General features: G+C 69.4%; 15 protein-coding genes and 3 pseudogenes. 11 read left to right on the top strand and 7 right to left on the bottom strand.

All coding sequences use genetic code 11. The features are described 5' to 3' along the window. The first annotated feature begins 27 nt into the window (after positions 1-27). The 8 genes and pseudogenes from ABGA98_RS24125 (at position 28) to ABGA98_RS24090 (ending at position 8,492) form a co-directional block, all read left to right on the top strand. Entirely contained in the window at positions 28-1,629 is a 1,602-nt protein-coding gene (locus ABGA98_RS24125) for a carboxylesterase family protein (protein ID WP_347620659.1), read from the top strand. A gap of 131 nt (positions 1,630-1,760) precedes the next feature. Next, the gene (locus ABGA98_RS24120; RefSeq protein WP_347620658.1) at positions 1,761-3,608 is read left to right on the top strand and encodes a serine hydrolase domain-containing protein; all 1,848 of its coding nucleotides are present in this window, start codon (positions 1,761-1,763) and stop codon (positions 3,606-3,608) included. A 109-nt stretch (positions 3,609-3,717) separates the two neighbouring features. After that, positions 3,718-3,912, top strand: a complete 195-nt coding sequence (locus ABGA98_RS24115; protein WP_347620657.1) for a hypothetical protein — start codon at positions 3,718-3,720, stop codon at positions 3,910-3,912. Between the two features lie 15 nt (positions 3,913-3,927). Continuing rightward, complete coding sequence (locus ABGA98_RS24110) at positions 3,928-4,137, top strand: serine hydrolase (protein WP_347620656.1); 210 nt, start codon at positions 3,928-3,930, stop codon at positions 4,135-4,137. An 88-nt stretch (positions 4,138-4,225) separates the two neighbouring features. Next, positions 4,226-4,399 (top strand): annotated as a pseudogene (locus ABGA98_RS24105) (serine hydrolase domain-containing protein); the annotation flags it as partial. A gap of 89 nt (positions 4,400-4,488) precedes the next feature. Next, on the top strand, positions 4,489-4,617 hold the full coding sequence (locus ABGA98_RS24100; RefSeq protein WP_347620655.1) for a hypothetical protein: 129 nt from the start codon (positions 4,489-4,491) through the stop codon (positions 4,615-4,617). 123 nt (positions 4,618-4,740) lie between these two features. After that, on the top strand, positions 4,741-6,231 hold the full coding sequence (locus tag ABGA98_RS24095) for an MFS transporter (protein WP_347620654.1): 1,491 nt from the start codon (positions 4,741-4,743) through the stop codon (positions 6,229-6,231). Then, positions 6,231-8,492: a DPP IV N-terminal domain-containing protein gene (locus tag ABGA98_RS24090; RefSeq protein ID WP_347620653.1), complete on the top strand. Its 2,262-nt coding sequence runs from the start codon at positions 6,231-6,233 to the stop codon at positions 8,490-8,492. Before ABGA98_RS24095 ends, ABGA98_RS24090 begins: the two co-directional genes overlap by 1 nt. 3 nt (positions 8,493-8,495) lie before the next feature. Here ABGA98_RS24090 and ABGA98_RS24085 read toward each other — a convergent pair whose 3' ends face one another. After that, a complete protein-coding gene (locus ABGA98_RS24085; RefSeq protein ID WP_347620652.1) occupies positions 8,496-11,540 on the bottom strand; it encodes a BTAD domain-containing putative transcriptional regulator in 3,045 nt (1,014 codons plus the stop codon). 403 nt (positions 11,541-11,943) lie between these two features. Here ABGA98_RS24085 and ABGA98_RS24080 point away from each other — a divergent pair. Continuing rightward, positions 11,944-12,346: pseudogene (locus ABGA98_RS24080) on the top strand (IS3 family transposase); the annotation flags it as partial. 134 nt (positions 12,347-12,480) lie between these two features. Here ABGA98_RS24080 and ABGA98_RS24075 read toward each other — a convergent pair. Next, positions 12,481-12,747 carry a hypothetical protein gene (locus tag ABGA98_RS24075; protein ID WP_347620651.1) on the bottom strand — a complete coding sequence of 89 codons (267 nt, stop codon included), beginning with the start codon at positions 12,745-12,747 and terminating at the stop codon, positions 12,481-12,483. Between the two features lie 92 nt (positions 12,748-12,839). Between ABGA98_RS24075 and ABGA98_RS24070 the strand changes: the two are divergent. Together ABGA98_RS24070 and ABGA98_RS24065 are read left to right on the top strand one after the other, a co-directional pair. Next, a pseudogene (locus ABGA98_RS24070) lies at positions 12,840-13,103 on the top strand (nitronate monooxygenase); the annotation flags it as partial. A gap of 22 nt (positions 13,104-13,125) precedes the next feature. Then, the gene (locus ABGA98_RS24065) at positions 13,126-13,377 is read left to right on the top strand and encodes a hypothetical protein (protein ID WP_347620650.1); all 252 of its coding nucleotides are present in this window, start codon (positions 13,126-13,128) and stop codon (positions 13,375-13,377) included. A gap of 1,624 nt (positions 13,378-15,001) precedes the next feature. On the opposite strand, the gene ABGA98_RS24060 is transcribed toward ABGA98_RS24065, so the two are convergent. The 5 genes from ABGA98_RS24060 to ABGA98_RS24040 form a co-directional block, all read right to left on the bottom strand. Further along, a complete protein-coding gene (locus tag ABGA98_RS24060; protein ID WP_347620649.1) occupies positions 15,002-15,838 on the bottom strand; it encodes a cytochrome c biogenesis protein CcdA in 837 nt (278 codons plus the stop codon). A gap of 64 nt (positions 15,839-15,902) precedes the next feature. After that, on the bottom strand, positions 15,903-16,502 hold the full coding sequence (locus tag ABGA98_RS24055; RefSeq protein ID WP_347620648.1) for a redoxin domain-containing protein: 600 nt from the start codon (positions 16,500-16,502) through the stop codon (positions 15,903-15,905). A gap of 36 nt (positions 16,503-16,538) precedes the next feature. Then, on the bottom strand, positions 16,539-16,673 hold the full coding sequence (locus tag ABGA98_RS24050; RefSeq protein ID WP_347620647.1) for a hypothetical protein: 135 nt from the start codon (positions 16,671-16,673) through the stop codon (positions 16,539-16,541). Positions 16,674-16,799: 126 nt separating this feature from the next. After that, a complete protein-coding gene (locus ABGA98_RS24045; protein ID WP_347620646.1) occupies positions 16,800-17,426 on the bottom strand; it encodes a nuclear transport factor 2 family protein in 627 nt (208 codons plus the stop codon). A gap of 13 nt (positions 17,427-17,439) precedes the next feature. Then, positions 17,440-18,867 carry an aldehyde dehydrogenase family protein gene (locus ABGA98_RS24040; RefSeq protein ID WP_347620645.1) on the bottom strand — a complete coding sequence of 476 codons (1,428 nt, stop codon included), beginning with the start codon at positions 18,865-18,867 and terminating at the stop codon, positions 17,440-17,442. Positions 18,868-18,887 lie beyond the last annotated feature (20 nt).

The raw sequence follows: 18,887 nt of genomic DNA, 5'->3' as shown, positions 1-18,887 counted from the left end.
CGCACCATCGATAGGGAGACCTTCTTCATGAGAATCGTGCACCGACTGGTGTACTTCGCCGTCGTCCTGCTCACGCTCGGCGCGGCGGCACCCCCGCAGACGACCGGCCCGCCCACACCCGCGCCGCAGCCCGGCTCGCCGATCGTGCGCCTGCACTCCGGGCAGGTTCGCGGCGTCGACAAGGGCGGGGTCCGGACGTTCTCCGGAATCCGTTACGCCGAGCCACCGATAGGCCGCCTGCGCTGGGAATCTCCCAAGGCCGTGCGGGCTTGGCGCGGGGTGGCCGACGCCACGAAGCCCGGCGCAGCGTGCCCCCAGGCCAAGATCCCCGGGCTGCCCCCCACCGACGAGGATTGCCTGTTCCTCAACGTCACCATGCCGCGCAACGCCGACGGCAAGCGGCTTGCGGTGATGGTCTGGTTCCACGGTGGCGGCTTCACCAGCGGAGCCGGCAGCCAGTACGACGCCCAGCGCCTGGCCACTCAGGGCAACGTGGTGGTCGTGACGGTGAACTACCGGCTCGGCGTGCTCGGCTACTTCGGGCACGAAGGGCTGGCGGGCTCGGGCACGTTCGGGATGGCGGACCAACTCGCCGCGCTGCGCTGGACGCGGCGCAACGCCGCCGTGCTCGGTGGTGACCCGCGTAACGTCACCGTCTTCGGCCAGTCCGCCGGCGGCATGAGTACGTGCGCCCTGCTGACCAGCCCCGCCTCGGCCGGCCTGTTCGACAAGGCGATCGTCTCATCCGGCTCGTGCCTGATCGACTGGCCGGACGGAGGGCTTTATCCCAGCTCTCCCGGGCACACTCCGTACACCTCCCTGGCGACCGCGCGCAAGGACGGCGCTGCGCTCGCCGCCGGCCTGAAGTGCGACAAGGGCTCGGCCAGGGAAACCCTCGACTGCCTGCGTGACCGGCCCGTAGCCGATCTGCTGCCGCACATGGCCGCGTTCAGCGATCACCTCACGTACGGCACTCCTCTGCTGCCGGCGAACCCGGCCGAGGCGCTGCGCAAGGGGACGTTCCATCGGGTGCCGGTGATCTCCGGCGGCAACCGCGACGAGATGCGGCCCTTCATCGGCGGCGCCATCATGGCCGGTCAGAAGTTCACCGCCGAGCGCTACCCCGAACTGCTGAGCAAGGCGTTCGGCGACAAGGCCGACGAGGTGCAAGCCCGCTACCCGCTGTCCGCCTATGACTCCCCGGCGCTGGCGTGGGCCACGGTGATCACCGACCGATCCTGGGCCTGCGCCACGTTGGAGGCCGACCGGCTGCTCGCCCGCCGCACCAATGTCCACGCCTACGAGTTCGGCGACCGTAACGCCCCGAACGTCAACGGCATCGAGGTGCCCGGATTCCCCATGGGCGCGGCCCACGCCGGCGACCTGCCGTCGCTGTTCGACCTGAACGGGGTGAACCTCCTGCCAACGCCGCCACAGCAGCGGCTGGGCGCGCTGATGGTCGACTATTGGACCACCTTCGCCCGAACCGGCGACCCCAACGGAAAGGGTTCGCCGCGCTGGTCCCGCTTCACCGGGCAGGAGCCCGTTCTGGGCTTGGTGCCGGACCGGGTCCAGCCCATCGACTACGGCGCCAACCACCAGTGTTCCTTCTGGAAGAAGCTCGGGTGAGGCTCATCTCGTGGCGCCCGCGCGCCTGCTGCGGGCGCCACCCCATGGTCGTGGGAGTCAATGCCGGCGCGCGCAATGCTGCTGACCGTGGCTCTTGTCGTCGGCATGTCCGGTTGCGGGGTGTTGAACGCATGAAGCAAGCAGCGCTCCTCGCCGCCATGATCGTGCTTGCCATCCTCTCCGGCACGGGCCAGGCGCACGCCGTCGGCCAGGCGTCCGCAGACGGTCCGGCGGACGTGGGCCGGCTGATCGACAGCGTCGTGCCGGGACAGCTCGAGAAGTATGGGCTGCCCGGCGCGGCCGTATCGGTGGTCTCGGGTGGGCGGCAGGTGTTCGCCAAGGGGTACGGCTACGCCGACCTTGCCAGGAGGACGCCGGTGGACGCTGAACACACCCCGTTCTTCACCGCCTCGGTGGCCAAAGGGTTCACCGCAATGGCCGTGCTCCAACTCGTCGGACAGCACAAGCTCGACCTGGACGCGGACGTCAACCGTTATCTGCGCACCTTCACCATCGACAACACCTTCCCCGGCCGTCCGGTCACCCTGCGCCACCTCCTGACCCACACCGCGGGCTTCGAGGAGAACGTCATCGGCACGTCCACGGCCGACCCCGCGGCTACGAGATCGTTGGCGCGTACGGTCGAGGAGGATCAGCCGGAGCGGGTACGACCGCCCGGCACCCTGCTCGCCTACAACAACTACGGATACGACCTCGCCGGATACCTGGTCGAGGTGGCCTCAGGGCTGCCGTTCGACCGGTACCTGCGCGAGCGCGTCCTGCAGCCGCTGGGCATGACCGGCACCTCGTTCGCCGCACCTCTCCCTGACAGGCTGGAGCAGGCGCTGGCCACCGGATACGACGGGGACAAGCCGTATCGGCCCTACTACGGCCACCCTGCCTCAGGGACCGGCGCCGTCACCACGGCCGCGGACATGAGCCGGCTGATGATCGCGCTGCTGGACGACGATCCCCGGCTCGGCCACGGCATCGGCGAGCTCATGATGCGGCGCCACTACACGCAGGACAAGCGGCTGACCGGCATGGGCTACGGCGTCGAGGAGATGCTGCGCAACGGCCATCGGATCTTCTTCAAGGGCGGCGACATCAACGGCTTCCACCACCTTCTGGCGATGCTGCCCGACCAGAGAACCGGGATCTACGTCGTGTCCAACGGTGAAGGTGCCCAGCCGGCGCTCTACGACCTCGTCAACCGCATCGTCGACCACCAATTTCCCGGCCGGACCGAGGCGCCCCGGCCCATGGGCGGCGACACCTCGGCCTACGCCGGCACGTACATCACGAGCCGGTCCTTCGGCGACCTCCTGCGCTTCGGCAGCCTGATCAACCACGTCACCGTGACCTCCAGCGGCGACGGGAGGATCACCACCACCGGGCTGTCTCGTGATCCCGCCGTTGCGGCCCAGGAGTGGATCCGGATCGGGCCCGGGCTCTTCGCCGAGCAGGGCGGCCAGGAACGCATCGCCTTAAGCCCTGACGGTGTGCTCGCCGGTGGCCATCAGGAGGAGGCCACGACGTTCGAACGCGCGCCGGCCACGCTGTATCTGTCGCTCCTCTACTCCGGGCTGGCGGCCTTCGTGATCGGCGTCGTCGCCATCCCGGCCGTCGCCCTTCTTCGCCGGATCCGGCACAGGCCCGCCGAACACCCGGCCGCCTGGTGGCTGGCCTGGGTCACCGGCGTCCTCATCCTGCCGTTCCTGTACGGGCTGGCCGTCACGATCGTCATCGCCCCGAGCGACGCCATCTTCCTGGGTTCGCCGACGCTCACGGGGGCGCTGCTGGCCTCCTCGACCGCGTTCGTCCTCACCGCAGGAGTTGTGGTGTGCACAGCGGGCGCGTGGTGGAAGGGCTGGTGGCGACTGCCGGGGAGGATCTCCTACACGGTCTACATGCTTGCCGCGGTGTCCTTCATGACAGTCGCCTACCTTTTCAACCTGGTCGGGGGGGTCTTCGCCTGACTTGTCCGGATCGTGAATTCTGCACCGGTCGCCGGTGCGGGCGGGCGGCAGTGGTCGCCCCGCGGGCCGGGTCGGGATCGTGGCGGGCATGTTCGGAATGACACGATCGATGCTGGCCGCCGTGGCGCTCCTGGCTGGCCTGAGCGCCCCGGCGGCGGCGCACGCCGATACGCCCGAGTTGAACCGGCTGATCGACGAGACCATGAACGCTCAGCTCGCCAAGGAGAAGGTTCCGGGAGCGACCGTCGTGGTCGTCTCCGGTGGCGAACAGATCTTCGCCAAGGGCACGGCGCCGCCGACCTGACGACGGGCCAGGCCGGTGGGCGCCGCGAGCACCGGCTTCCAGATCGGCTCGGTGGCGAAGACGTTCACCACGACGGCCGTCATGCAACTCGTCCGGCAGGGCAAGCTCGACCTCGACGCCGACGTCAACCGCTATCTCACGACCTTCAAGATCGAGGACACCTATCCTGGCCGGCCGATCCGGCTGCGGCACCTGCTGACCCCCATACCGCCGGGTTCGACATGAACGAGATCGGCCAGTTCACCACCGATCCGAAGCACGTCGCTTTCCTCGGCGACGACCTGGCCGCCAGGCGACCTTCCCGGGTACGCCCGCCCGGGAGGTGGTCGCCTACGACAACTACTGCACCGCGCTGGCCGGTTACCTGGTCGAGGTGGCCTCGCACCGGCCGTACGAGAGGTATGTGGAAGAGCACATCCTGCGCCCGCTCGGCATGAACCGCACCACGATCGGGCCGCGCTCCCGCACCCCGCTGGCGACGGCGTAAGGCCTGACCGGAGGGCGGCAGGTGGCCGTCGGCCCCTGTACGGCGCCTGGACGCCGGGTGGCGACGGTCCTGTCTCCACCGCCGCCGACATGGGCAAGTTCGTGATCGAGCTTCTCGGGTCCGACCTGGAGGGCGGGGGGACGTCAACTGCCGGCCAGAGCGCGGAACGCGTCGCGAAACCGCGCGATCGGCTCTGGATGGCCGATGAGAATGGCTGATCTCGCCTGACAGTGCCTCCGAAGGCGCTGTCAGGCCGCTATCAGCGCGAATGCGCATGATCTGGGTCGTCACAGAACGGACCGCGATGGCGGTCCTGTCTCGAACGATGCAGGAGAAGTCTCATGGCTCATCCACGCCGATGGTGGATCCTCGGCGTTCTCTGTCTGGCGCTGCTGGTGCTCAGTGTCGACAATATGATCCTCACGCTGGCCATCCCCGCCCTCATGCGCGAGCTGGGGGCCGGTCCGGCCGACGTGCAGTGGATCCTCGACGCCTACATCCTGGTGTTCGCGGGGCTGCTGATCACAGCGGGGAGTCTGTCGGACCGGTACGGCCGCCGCCGGCTCTTGATCTTCGGATTGGTCATACTCGGCGGGGCGTCCCTGCTGGCGGCGTTCGCCGATCAGGCATGGCAGCTCGTCGTGTGCCGTGCGCTGATGGGGGTGGGCGCGGCCCTGGCCATGCCCAGCACCATGTCGATCCTCATCGTCGTTTTCGACGAGACCGAGCGGCGCAAGGCGATGTCGATCTGGGGCATGGTCAGCATGGTCGGCATTGTGGCCGGGCCCACTCTCGGCGGGCTGCTGCTGCAGCATTTCTGGTGGGGGTCGGTCTTCCTGGTCAACGTGCCCCTCGCCGTGCTCGGGATCATCGGCGCCTTTGCCGTCGTACCGGAGTCGCGGGGGCCGGCACGACGGGCCGACCCGCTGGGGGTGCTGTTGTCCATCGCCGGGATGGCCGCGCTGGTCTGGGCGATCATCTCCCTGCCGCACGAGGGCTGGTCGGCAACGGTCATGATCGCCATAGGTGTGGCCGTCTTCGCGCTCGTCGCCTTCGTGCGGTGGGAGTCACGGACGCGACATCCGATGCTGCCGTTGGCGATGTTCCGCCACCGCGATTTCACCGGGGCCGCCGCGTCGGTGGTGCTGCTGGTGTTTTCCACCGCGGCGGTGCAGCTGGCGTTGACCCAGTTCCTTCAGCTGGTCCTCGGATATGGCGCGATGACGGCCGCGCTCGCCTTTGTGCCGTTGGCCGTGGCCGTGGCGGTCTTCAACCTGGTCGGCGCCACGTTGGCCAAGCGTGTCAGCAACAAGGCGCTGATCGTGGCCGGCATGCTGGTGATCGCCGCTTCGCAGGGCGTCTTCGCGCTGATCGGCCCGGGTGACGGATATCCGCTCCTGGCCGTGGGGCTGGTGGTGATGGGAGTCGGCACCGGCCTGGCCACTCCCAGCGTCTACGCCACGCTCATGGGCGCCATCCCGCCGCAGCATGCCGGGGTGGGTTCGGCGGTCAGCGACACCATTCAGCAAGGCGGCATGGCGCTGGGCGTGGCGGCGCTGGGGAGCCTGCTGTCGGCCGCCTATTCCGCCGCCCTGCCCGTGGGCGTACCGGATGCGGCCAGGACGTCGCTGACGGACGGGCTGGGCACGGCGGCCGAGACGGGCTCTGCCGACCTGGCGCAGGTGGCGCGGGAGGCGTTCGTGTCGTCCATGTCGCTCGTGAGCACCGCCGCCGCTCTGCTGTCGGTGGCCGGAGCCGTGCTGGCCTTCGCCGTGCTGCGCAGCCGTGCCCCTCGTACACGCGTAAACCCCTTGATCGAAAGGAAGATCTGATGAGACACCTTGATGTGACGGCCTATCAGACGGCGGAGCAACTGCTGCCGCACCACCGCTCCACGCTGGTGTCCGGGGGAAGGGTCAGGCCGGTGTGGATCGACGACGGTGCCCGCTTTTGGTACCGCTCGGACAAGCGGTTCGTCCTCGTAGACCCGGCCGCGGGCACCCGTGTTCCGGCCTTTGACCATGAGCGGCTCGCCGCGGCGCTGGCGAAGGCATCCGGGCAGGACGTGGATGCGGCGGCGCTGCCGTTCACCGCCATCCATGTGACCGGCCGGTATGTCGAGTTCACCGCCTTCGGCACGTACTGGCGCTGTGCGCTGGATGTGTACGTGGTGGAAAAGAGCGAGCCACGCCCTGCCGCCGCCTTCGTCGAGGCCGCCTCGCCTGATCAGCGGCACGCGGTCTTCCGCCGCGAACACAACCTGTGGGTCCGCCGGTTGAGCGACGGCAAGGAATGGGCGCTGACTTCTGACGGCCGGCCGGATCACGACTACGCCACCGCGCCGGACTGGTGGCAGAACTCCGTCCTGGTCCGCAAGCTCGGATTTGCGACCATGCCCCCGGCGGCGACGTGGTCGCCGGACGGGACACGCGTGCTGACCCATCGCACCGATCAGCGGGGCGTACGCGAGAACCACCGAATCGAAGCCCTGCCCCCGGACGGAGGCGCGCCCCGCCTGCACACGCAGCGCTACGCCCACCCGGGCGACGAACGGGTGCCACTGGCCGAGCTGGTGGTGCTCGACATCACCACCGGCGCCGTGGCACGGGCCTCGGGCGAACCCCTGCCCATGTCCGTGGTCTCGCCGATAATGACGCGATGGGCGTGGTGGGCGGCCGACGGCACGGCGGTGTACTACCTGAGCCAGCCCCGCGACGGACGCAGCCTGTCGCTGCACCGGCTCGACCCGGCCTCCGGTCGCGTGACGACGCTGCTGACCGAGACCGGCGAGACCCGGGTGGAGCCCAACCAGTGGGCGGAGGGACAGCCGCCGATGGTCGAGGTGCTCGGCGACGGGTCCGAGGTGGTCTGGTACTCCCAGCGCGACGGCTGGGGACACCTGTACCTCTACGACGGGCGCACCGGCGAACCGCGCGGGCAAGTGACGTGCGGTGACTGGGCGGTCCGGCAGATCCTGCACGTCGATGAGATCCGCCGGGTGGTGTACTTCACCGCCGCCGGTCTCATCCCCGGGGACCCCTATCGCCGCTCGCTGTGCCGGGTCGGGCTGGACGGTCACGGGTTCGCCCGCCTCACCGACGACGATCTCGACCACGACGTGATGCCGGCGCCGAACGGGGCGTACTTCGTCGACTCGGTCTCGACCACCGCCACCGCGCCGGTGACGACCGTGCGAGGCCTGGACGGACGAATGATCGTCGAGTTGGAGCGCGCGGACATCACCCGCCTTCTCGCGACGGGCTGGACGCCTCCGGAACGCTTCCACGTCAAGGCCGACGACGGTGTCACCGACATCTACGGTGTGCTGTACCGGCCGCACGGGTTCGATCCCACGCGGCGCTACCCGGTCATCGACACGCCTTATCCGGGCCCGCAGACCAACCGCGTGCATCCCACCTTCGACCCCGGCATCCTCGGCCATGAGGCCGAGGCGCTGGCCGCACTCGGCTTCGTCGTGGTCGCCGTCGACGGACGGGGTTCACCGGGCCGCGGCAAGGCCTTCTCCGACGCCTCCCTCGGCAACCTCGGCGACGCCTGCGACCAGGTCGCCGCGCTGCGGCAACTGGCGCGGACCCATCCGTGGATGGACCTCGACCGGGTGGGCGTCGTCGGCATCTCCGCCGGCGGCCACCAGGCCGTACGGGCCATGCTCGACCACCCCGGCCTGTACAGGGTCGGGATCTCCAGCTGCGGAACCCACGAAATGAGGCATTTGCATGCCGGGCACGCCGAGCTGTACCACGGTATGCCGGGCGAGGCCGACTACGACCGGGTGTCCAACGTGGACAGGGCCGACCGGCTGGCGGGCAAGCTGCTGCTGATCCACGGCGGCATGGACCCCAACGTTCTGCCCGACCACACGATGCGCCTGGCCGAGCGGCTCATCATGCTGGACAAGGACGTCGAGATGCTGATCATCCCCGGCGCCGAGCACCTCTTCCTCGGCTATGAGCACCATCTGTACCGGCGCAGGTGGGACTTCCTGGTGCGACATCTCATGGGCGCGGAGCCTCCCGGCCACCGCATCACACCGCTCGTCTTCGACGCCGACTTCCTGGCAGCCTGGTTCTGACACTCACGCCGCCAGCCGCCTGAGCGCCTCATCCCTGGGCAATCGCGCGCCCCGGTGGTACGCCTGGTCGTACCCCGGGGCGCCGAGCCGCTCGACCAGGGCGGCGACGAGGCCCTGCAGTTCCGGATCGCCCCGGTCGAACGCCCCCCGGATGGCCTGGCTCATCCCCAGAGCGGTCGCCGCACCGGCCGGGTCGCCCTCCACCAGCAGCAGCCGGGCCAGCAGTTCCGCCGCCGAAGCGGTGTTCCGGGCGGTGACCGCGGACCTGACCGCGCGCGGAAACAGGCGCCGCGCCTCGGCCACCGCTCCTACTGACAGCAGGTTCGCCACCCGTGCCGGCGCCACCAGCACCTCGATCGTCTCCTCCTGGACCGACAGCTCCCCGGCCAACTCCTCCAGCCGATCGAGCGCCTGCTCCGCCTGCTCATACGCGCCACAGCGCCGGTGCAACTCGGCGACGCAGCGCTGCAGTTCAAGCTCGGCGTGCCGCTGGCCCCGGCCGCTCACCAGCTGTCGCGCCCGCGCGACGTCCCGCCAGGCGCCTTCCAGGTCACCGGCGCGCATGCGCTCGGTCGCCAGCCAGGTGCGGTGGCCGATCTCCTCCTCCGAGCCCAGCTCGGAGACCAAGGCGACACTTCGCTCGGCGGTGATGAGCGCCCGATCGTGCTCGCCCTGGACGGAATGGGCGTGAGCCGAGCCGATCAGTGCCATCGCCAGCCCATGGCGCTCGCCCACCTCCTCATAGCGCCGCAGGGCCTGCGCCCGCGCCGCCGCGCCGCCCTGCCAGTCGCCATGATCGGTCCGCACGTACGCCTCCACCCAGCACGCGCACGCCCGCGCCCATGGGTCCCGATGGCCACGCGCCCGGCGCAGCTCGCGTTCCGCCAGATCGTCGAGGCCGAGGAAGAACGCCGCTGGCAGGACCACCGGCACCAGGATCGGATAGTGCTCCATCGCCGCGGTGCGGACACAGTCCTCGACCAGCGCACGAGCCGACTCGCCATCGGGCAGGAACCCGCTGTTGTTGGCCAGCACGCGCACTGCGGTGAAGGCCGCCCGCACGTCGCCGGGTAGCGCCTCGCCGAAGCCGAGCACCTCATCCAGCAGCGACTCGGATCTGGCGTCGAACCGTGCCATGTTCCAGTACCAGGTCAGCGCGGGCAGGAACCGCCACGCCGAGTCTGCGTCCCCGGCTGCGACGGCCGTCCGTAGCGCGAGCACCAGGTTGTCGTACTCGGCATCGAAGATCGCCATCGAGCGCACCTGCTCACGCGAGCGCAGCAGCGGCTCGTGCTCTTCGGCGAGCTGCCGGAAGTGCCGCACGAAACGGGCCGCAACCACCTCCTGCTCACCGGCTTGGAGCAGTTCGTCCGCCGCATACGCGCGCATCGTCTCCAACATGCGATACCTGCGACGGCCCTCACCGCCCGCCTCCACGATGGACTTCTCCACCAGCGCATCCAGGACGTACGCGATACCCTCACCGGGACACACCGCCTGCACCGCAGCCTCCTCCGCCCCGCCGGGGAACACCGACAGCCGCCGCGCCAGCACCCGCTCGTCCTCCGTCAAAAGATCCCAGCTCCACTCGACCACCGCGCGCAGCGTGCGCTGATGCGCAGGCGCCGTCCTGTTCCCCGAGGCGAGCAACCGGAACCGATCATCCAGCCGCCGCGCGATCTGCGCCACACTCATCGAACGCAGCCGGGCGGCGGCCAGCTCCAGCGCCAACGGCAGCCCGTCCAGCCGCCTGCAGACCTCCACCACGGGACCAGCCGTCGACTCATCCAGCACGAACCCGGGCCGCACCCTGGCAGCCCTGTCCAGGAACAGCCGCACCGACGCCGCCCCGGCGGCCTCCTGCGCCCCCGTGGGCACCTCCAAAGGCCCGAGCTGACACAGCGCCTCACCCACGATGGCCAGCGACTCCCTGCTCGTGGCGAGGATGGTCAGATACGGCAGGCGGTCCAGCAACTGCTGGGCCAGCTCCGCGACGTCCGACACCAGGCGCTCACAGTTGTCCAGCACCAGCACCGCTTCACCGCCGGCGAGCAGACCGGCCACCACGTCGACCGGCTCCGGCGGCATGTCCCGCCCCCGCTCCGCAGGCCGCAGACCCGCGGCGCTCAGCGCGCCCAGCACCGCGTCGAACAGCCGGCCGGGCTCGTCCACCCCGACCAGGGGGACAAACCACAGCCGCCCGCTCCGATAGGTCCGGTGCCGGGTCAACGCCTGCACCGCCAGCCGGGTCTTGCCGACCCCGCCCGGACCGACGACGGTGACCAGCCGGGAGCTCTCCGCCAACTCCAGGACCAGCTTCAGCTCCTCCTGCCTGCCGACGAAGCTGGTCAGCCACCGGGGCATCCTGGGCTCGGCGCGTCCCGCGGGCCTATCGAACTCTCCCCGGAGCACCGCGAGATGCGCCTCCCGCAAGTCCCGCGAGGGATCGACGCCGAGCTGCTCGGCCAGCCCGGCGCGCATCTCCTCGTACACGGCCAGCGCCTCGGACTGCCGTCCGGTCGCATACAGAGCCCGCATACGCAGGACAGCCAGCCGTTCCCGCAACGGGTGCCGCACACCGGCCGCCTCCAAATCGGCCAGCACCTCCTCATGCCTGCCGAGCCGCACCTCCGCCTCAAACCGGTCCTCCACCGCCGCCACCCGCAGTTCCTCCAGCCGCGAGGCGGCCGCCTCGGCGAACGGCACATCGCTCAGCTCAGCCAGCGCGGCGCCCTGCCACAACCCGAGAGCCTCGCCAAGCGTGACGGACGCCGCCTGGGGCCGGTCGGCGGCCAGCTCCCTCCTGCCCCGACCCGCCAGTTCCTCGAACCTGTGCGCGTCCACGTCCCGCCCACCGGCCACGAGCCGATAACCGCCCGCCCGCGACTCCAGGCCCCCCACCCCGCGCAGGGCCTTGCGCAGCCGCGACACCAGCGCCTGCAACGCGTTGGCCGCCTCCCCCGGCGGGTCGGCGCCCCACAACCCGTCGATCAACGTCTCGGCCGGCACCACCCGCCCCGGCTCAAGGGCGAGCCGGGCCAGCACCATGCGTACACGAGGACCCCCGACCTCAATCGGCGTCCCATCGTCGGCATAGACCCGGATCCGCCCCAGCAACTCAACCCGCACTGCCCCAGCCTCTCAAACCCCACCGACCATGGCCGGATCGACATGAACCGCTGAGACATCGGACAACACAGACCAGGACGGGCTGGGTCAGGCTTCCTCCCCGTCATCGTGGCCGCTGTGGATGAGCGCAACGACCGCAATCCCTGGCTGGGGCCGGAGGCGGCGATGGCACAGCGGCCCAAGACGTAGCGATGACCGTCGTCAATCGCGCGCAGATGACCGGATCCCAAGGGTTCGTGTACGTTCGTTTTGGCCATGTGTGATGAGGCTATGTGACCCGATTGTTGCCTCCGGGCCCGCCCGAAAGGCAGCCCTGGGCAAGAGGCCGGCGAGCGGCCCGCTATCGTCCGACGACGTGCTGGAAGAGGAGAACAAGCAGCTCAAGGCCCGGATTCGGGAGCTGGAGCTGGAGCGCGACATTCTGCGCCGGGCGGCCAAGTATTTCGCGGGCGAGACGAACTGGTGAGCCGCTTCGAGTTCGTCGCCGACCACCGCGGCGCCTTCGGCGTGAAGCGGCTGTGCCGAGTACTGGAGGTCTCTCGCTCCGGCTTCTATCGGCGGCTCAAGGCCGCATCCGCCCGGGTGGCCCGCGCCGCGGCCGATGCCGCCCGGCCGCGGAGATCGAGCAGATCCACGAGGAGTTCGACGGCACCTACGGCAGCCCGCGCGTCACCGCCGAACTGCGCGAGAAGGGCCGCACGATCAACCACAAGCGCGTCCTGCGCCACGGGCCGCCGTGGACCGTGCATCCTCGGCCGGGGATGGCGATGCCGGTACACGGTCGACCGGGATTTCCCGAGCGTGTCACACGCGAACTTGGTGCTACTGATCGGCTCTAGCTCGTCGAACGCCGCGTCGATTACTTCTTGCGCTTCTCGTCGGAGTCCGCACTCTCGGAGAGCATTTCCAAGAGTGCGTGTGCTTTTCCCACAATTTCCAAGGCGGCCTTCGTCTGTGCGAGCTCCTTGGCGAGTTTCTCTTTCTCCTTGCGTAGTTTGTCGTTCTCGATTTCGGCCGGGCTGCGCCCGGGCGTGCGGGTTCGAGGCTCCAGCGCCTTGAGGGCTCCGCCCTTGCGGGCTCTGCGCCATTCAGAGATATGGGAGGTCAGCAGGCGTTCGCGGCGCAACAGCGCGCCTCTGCCCGCGGCGTCGGCCTGGTCGTACTCCTCCAGGATCGCCAGCTTGTACTCGGCGGTGAAGGTGCTTCGCCGACGCGGCCAGGCTCGCCGCGGACGACAGCGCCGAGGCCGTCATCGCCCAGGACTGGGAGGCCAGCGGTCACAACTACGGCGGCCTGCCCACCATGGTCGACGTGCCCGCCATCGCGGACGCCGTGGGCGAGCGCGCGATGGTCCTGCCTGCGGGCGGGATCATCGACGGACGGCAAGTCGCCGCCGCCCTGTGCCTGGGCGCGGACAGGGTGTGGGCCGGTACCCGGATAGTCCGAGGCCCGCGTACATCCCGAGCACCACCGGCGGCTGATCGCCGCCACCGGAGACAGCCCGGTGCTCACCTCAATCTTCGGACCGGAGTTCCCACAGCTCAACCCGATGCGCCTCCAGCGCAACCGCGTGGTGACAGAGTGGCACGACCGGCTGGCGGAGATCCCCGCCGATCTCGACTCCCTGGAACAGATCGGCACTACGGTCCTCCAGGGGCAGGAGACGGCGATGCCCAAGTTCGGCCTGCTACTGCCTGTCCCGGAGACGGAGGCCGACTGGGAGGAGATGGCCTGGCTGATGGGACAGGGCGGGTGATCCACGACATCCAAACCGCCGCACAGATCGCAGGGACATGATGGAGCGGGCCGAGTGGGTACTGACCGGCTTCGGAGCCGGACCCGGCCGGCGGGCTGACCCGGTTGAGGGGTGGACCCAGAGCCGAGCGGCCCATGGCCTCGCCCTCATCGCGACCTGACCATCGCCCCGGGCCGCCTTTTCCATGTCACTTCCGAGGACCTGCATGTCGAGCTCATCCCCGACCGCGCGCCGTACCCGATCGGTTTTCAAGCGCGGTCGGAAGTGATTGCAGTAGCGCCGACCACGGCAGGACAGGCCCGACCAACACCAACCAAGGACCTGTGCCCTTGCCGTCTGCCGTCGTCGACGCCGTGGTACGCCAAGAGGCCCTGACCAGGACGAGCGCAGCACTCCATGTTGCCTCGGGTCAGCGACGAAGGTCAGAACGTGATCAGCGTTCTCGATCTCTCAGCGTCATTGCAGTCGAGGGGGACTGCTTCGATCTCACCGATTCCGTCTTGCGACACGCGGATTCCGGTGTCCTCGAACCGCCTGATCGTAGGACTGAACCGGCGGTCACCGTTCGGTGGCACGACAAGGAAGCGATGCCCCTCAGGACGCCCTTCGTGTGCCCGGAACACGGTCCTGTTGTTCACCCGCGCATCGAAGATCACATTGAAGTAGAACGAGGCAGGGAAGTCGCTGCCACGCTGTTCGGCAACGATGGCCTCCTTCTGTCGCTACGGCGCGGAGTGCGGCGAAGGCGATGCCGACCGGTGCATCCGACGGAGCCCACGATGGTGTCGGTCCGCTGGAGAGGTGCGCGATCAGAGGCAGGCTTCTCCCCGGAGGCAGGACTCGAGAGACGGCATGGGCGAACTCTTCGCCACCCAGATCGCGACGACCCGGGACCTTTGCCCCTCGCCACCCAGATAGTCCTCAGTTAGCAAGGTTGAAACCATACGGTTGATGAAGTGGAAGATCAACGCAGTGCCGATGTACTCATGTGCGAGGTGGCCGGGGAACGGAGGCGCCGATAGTTCTGGAGCGCCAGGTCTGCGGCCAGCTTTGGCCCAGTCGATCAGTCGGGAGTTCTCACCATCCGCTGGGCTCTCACCGCAGTAAATGGCGCTGGCAAGTTGGGATGCGCCGACTGCATCCAGGATCGCGGTATGCGCGTCGACGCAGAAAGGGCATCGGTTACTCCAGGATACGGCGGCTGCGACAATTTCCTTACAGGGCCTGGGCACCGCTCCCGCGACGAGCGACTCCCTCAAAGCGGCCCACGTGGCCGCCAGCACATCGGGGGCCGGCGACAATGTGAGAAAAAACGGGAGCCGTGGGTATTCTGAGGTCGGCGGCCACTTGGGCGTACACGTCAGCGACCAGCCCAGTGGCCACTTTCCTCGCCACTGGGGTAACGTAACGGAACGGCGTAGGCATCTGCCGATCTCCCTCCTGGTAGAAACCGGGCGGAACCCGCCGGGCGACGTACCGTTCTCGGGCCCGAGAAACGTTTCCTGCCTCGTGCGAGACGCGATACCTTGTCTTCACACGCGCGTGCTACGCCTATTCGGCGGGCGGCACCAGCTTTAGCACCGGCGCGGGATGTTCGGGCGTCGGGTTGCCCTTGGTCGGCATCTCATCCCAGCGCCTTGTGCAGCGCGAGAGCCCCGACGGTGAGCAGGGCGAGTGCGACAATGATCCAGCCGGTGCCGAGTCCTCCCAGCCAGTTGGCGATGGTGGCTTGTACGGCTGTCGCGGTGTTCACGATCGGGTCATCGGCGTCGGCTCCGGCGAAGACGCGCAGCTCGTACCAGCCGTAGTAGACGACGTACAGGCCGGCGAGGGTGAGCAGGCCGCCGCTGGCTCTGGACACGTACGGCAGCAGGCCCCGCAGCCTGGCGACCACGGCGGCGCGGGCGAACGCCACCGCCAGCGACAGCACGGCGATGACCATGCCCATGCCGAGCCCATAGGCCGCGAAGGCAGCCACGCCGCCGAGCAGCCCGCCGCCGGACAGGGAGGCCGAGGTGACCGCGAGGAACGGCCCGACCGTGCAGGACAGGGAGGCCACCGCGTACGACAGCCCGTAGCCGTACAGGGACAGCGGCGAGGTGGTGGGGCGGCCGGTGGCCAGCCCCGGCAGGCGCAGCAGCAGTTCGCGACCGGACAGCAACCACAGGCCCAGCCCGACCAGGACCACTCCGATGACCAGGCTCGCCCACGGCAGGTAGCCGCCCACCGACACCGCCAGCGCGGTCACCGCGAGCCCGAACAGGCCGAAGACAGTGACGAATCCGGCGGTCATGGCCGCCGAAAGCATCAGCGCCCGTCCGACGGGCCCGCGGCGTGTGGTCTCCTCATCGTTGATCAGCAGAGTGAGGTAGGCGGGCAACATGGCGAAGCCGCACGGGTTGAACGCGGCCACGGTGCCGGCCGTGAGCGCCAGGGCGAGCGGGAGGTCGGCGGAACTCACGCGGGCGCTCCCCCGCCGCGGGGTCCGGGCGTCGCGGCCCTGTCGAAAGGTCCGGGCACCGCCGTCACCCGTCACGCAGCGCGCGGACGAGCTCGTCCAGCTGCTCCTTGCCGAGCGGCCCGGACGCCTTCGCGGTGGTGCCGTCAGGCTTCATGAACACGAACGTGGACTGCTGGCTGACTCCCAGCTTCGTCCACACTGCTCCCTGCTCGTCCGAGAGATGCGGGAAGTTCTCCGTCTTGGTGCGCTGGACGAACTCCTTCATCGCCGCCTCGGTGTCCAGCCCGGCCACTCCGACGAAGGCGACGTCGCCGTACCGGGCGGCGGCTGCCTTGACGTGCGGCGCCTCGGACATGCACTTGGGACACCACGGCGCCCAGAACCAGAAGACCACGGGCTTGCCGGCCAGGCTCGCCCCCTGGAAGGTCTCACCATCCAGCGTCCGGGCGGAGAACTCCAGCGCGGCGGGCACGGAAGCTTTGCTTGCCGTCTCCTGCGACGCGGCCGGCTCGGGCGTTATGGAGGTCGAGGGGGCCGCCGCTGGTGTGGAGGTCACAGAGGCCGACGTGGTGCCGCTCTCCGCCCCGTCTTGCCCTGGCCCGCCGCACCCGGCCGCCAGCAGCGCTGCTGTCGCTATCGCGGTCGCGGTTCGTACTGGGATCATGCGCTTCATCATAGAAGTGCTGCTCCGCGTCACTTCTTACAACCCGATGACGGCCACCTGCGGCCATACCCCGACACGCTGATCGACGAACTCGACCCCGCACTGCTCGCCGAGCGGCGCGAGGAGGTGGCGCGCGCTCGCCGACGGGAGGGAGGCGAGGACCTTGGACACAGGGAGAATGTGCAAGGTAATGCATGGCTATGCACACCTACGGCTCGACTCGCCCAGGACTCGTGCACGCCCGGGCCCGTCGCAGCGGACGCCGAGCGGCTCAGCCAGGGCCCGCGGCGCTGACCGCTATCCCGTGCCGGCGAGCCAGGCGGTCTCACCCTGGTGGAACGCGTCGAGCTCGGCCGGCCGGTCGTCGCCGAGCAGGTCCTGACTCACCGTCACGCCGCGGGTCGACTGGATCCAGGTGAGGAACCGGTAGGACGGCCGAAGCCCGGCGAGCTGGGCCACGTCCACCGGGAGCACCTCACCCGCGTGGACGGGGCGCAGCTCGTCGCGCTCCAGCAGGACCTCGAAGCTCATCAGCCTCCACCGTCCTTCGTCCCGAACGGCACGTGAGAAAAACCGGCAGTAGACGTGGAAGTCGACCTCCACTCCCTCCACCGTGGTCCGGTTGAAGATCTTCGCCGGGCTCTCGACGGTCGCCCGGTCGCCCTCGACCCGCGCGTAGGCGGGGAAGACCCAGTGCTTGCTGTTCCCGGTCCGCCCCATCCACGTCTTCGTCGCCTCGACGTAGGCCTCGCCGCCGCGTCCGTCGTACCACGTGGTCCGGACATAGGCGTCGTCGTGGAAGCAGTCACGCATCACGTCGAAGAGTCGCTGGTCGCGGGCGAAACGTTCCCGCCTCACCAGGTCGAAGAGCTCCTCCCGCTCCAGGAGGACTGCCAGCCGCTCGCTGGGGTCAGGGTTCACCATGTCGTCCTCTCGTTCACTGCGGATAGCCGAGCACGGCCTTCACCTCGAGGTACTCCTCGAAGCCGAACCGCCCGAACTCTCGTCCGTTCCCGGACTGCTTGTAGCCGCCGAACGGCAGGCTGCGGTCGAACGGAGCGCCGTTGAGGTAGACGCGGCCCGCACGGATGCGGTTGGCGACCCTGCGGGCGCGGTCGGGGTCCTTCGACTGCACGAAGCCCGCCAGCCCGAACGGCGTGTCGTTCGCGATCTCGACGGCCTCGTCCTCGGTCTCGTAGAGCAGGATCGAGAGCACGGGGCCGAAGATCTCCTCGCGCGCGATCCGCATCCGCGGCGTGACGTCGCCGAACACGGTCGGGCGGACGTAGAACCCCTTGTCGAGCCCGTCGGGGCGCCCCGGGCCGCCGACCACGAGCGTCGCGCCCTCGTCGATCCCCGACTGCACGAGCGCGGTGATCTTCTCCAGCTGAGCCTGGCTCACCACGGGCCCCATCGTGGTCGACGGATCGAGCGGCTCCCCGAGACGGACCTCCTCGACCGCCCGTCGCGCAGCGGCGTACGCCTCGTCGCGCTGCGAGCGGTGCACGAGCATTCGCGTGGGCGACTGACAGTTCTGGCCGGCGTTGGTGAAGCACGAGTGCACCCCGGCGACGACCGCGGAATCCAGGTCCGCGTCGGGCAGGATGATGTTGGCCGACTTGCCACCGAGCTCGAGCGCGACGCGCTTCACCGTGTCGGCCGCGAGCTTGGAGACCCTGATGCCGGCACCGGTCGAGCCGGTGAGCGAGACCATGTCGATGTCGGGGTGCGCCGCGATGGCCTCACCGACCGTGGGACCGTCACCGTTGACGAGGTTGAACACGCCGGGCGGCACCCCGGCGTCGTTGATGACCTCGGCGAGCACCATGGCGCTGAGCGGCGCGATCTCGCTCGGCTTGAGCACCACGGTGCATCCCGTGGCGAGGGCCGGGGCCACCTTCGACGCGACCTGGTTCAGCGGCCAGTTCCACGGCGTGATGAGACCGCAGACGCCGATCGGCTCGCGCCGCACGATCCCGGCTCCCATCTCCTCCTCGAAGCAGTAGTCCGCGAGCACGCGGGCCGCCTCCTCGAAGTGGAACAGCGCCACCGTGGCCTGGCGTTCCGTCGAGAACGTGATCGGCGACCCCATCTCGCGCGTCATCGTCCGGGCGATCTCGGGCAGCCGAGCCCGGAAGCCGGAGATGATCCGCTCGAGGTACTCCAGCCGTTGCTCCACACTGACCTGCGGGTACGCGGCGAAGGCCGCGCGCGCCGCCACCACCGCGCGGTCGACGTCCTCGGCCGTCCCGAGGCTGATCTCCGCGAACGTCTCCTCGGTCGCGGGGTCGAGGACGCCCAAGGTCCGCGGCGCGGCCGGATCGACCCACGCACCCCCGATGTAGAACTGGTGCCTGGTGGACATGTCGCTCTCCAACCTCCTGA

Origin of the sequence: Nonomuraea sp. B1E8, assembly GCF_039871515.1 — a bacterium.
GTDB lineage: Bacteria > Actinomycetota > Actinomycetes > Streptosporangiales > Streptosporangiaceae > Nonomuraea.
Note: the sequence above shows the minus strand (reverse complement) of the source record. Positions and strands in the feature narration are given on the sequence as shown.

Bases quoted from the DNA above. Each gene is read 5' to 3' on its own strand.
- ABGA98_RS24125 (WP_347620659.1), top strand. From the start codon at position 28: ATGAGAATCGTGCACCGACTGGTGTACTTCGCCGTCGTCCTGCTCACG.
- ABGA98_RS24120 (WP_347620658.1), top strand. From the start codon at position 1,761: ATGAAGCAAGCAGCGCTCCTCGCCGCCATGATCGTGCTTGCCATCCTC.
- ABGA98_RS24115 (WP_347620657.1), top strand. From the start codon at position 3,718: ATGCTGGCCGCCGTGGCGCTCCTGGCTGGCCTGAGCGCCCCGGCGGCG.
- ABGA98_RS24100 (WP_347620655.1), top strand. From the start codon at position 4,489: ATGGGCAAGTTCGTGATCGAGCTTCTCGGGTCCGACCTGGAGGGCGGG.
- ABGA98_RS24095 (WP_347620654.1), top strand. From the start codon at position 4,741: ATGGCTCATCCACGCCGATGGTGGATCCTCGGCGTTCTCTGTCTGGCG.
- ABGA98_RS24090 (WP_347620653.1), top strand. From the start codon at position 6,231: ATGAGACACCTTGATGTGACGGCCTATCAGACGGCGGAGCAACTGCTG.
- ABGA98_RS24085 (WP_347620652.1), bottom strand. From the start codon at position 11,540: ATGGTGCTGGCCCGGCTCGCCCTTGAGCCGGGGCGGGTGGTGCCGGCC.
- ABGA98_RS24055 (WP_347620648.1), bottom strand. From the start codon at position 16,502: ATGATCCCAGTACGAACCGCGACCGCGATAGCGACAGCAGCGCTGCTG.
- ABGA98_RS24045 (WP_347620646.1), bottom strand. From the start codon at position 17,426: ATGGTGAACCCTGACCCCAGCGAGCGGCTGGCAGTCCTCCTGGAGCGG.
- ABGA98_RS24040 (WP_347620645.1), bottom strand. From the start codon at position 18,867: ATGTCCACCAGGCACCAGTTCTACATCGGGGGTGCGTGGGTCGATCCG.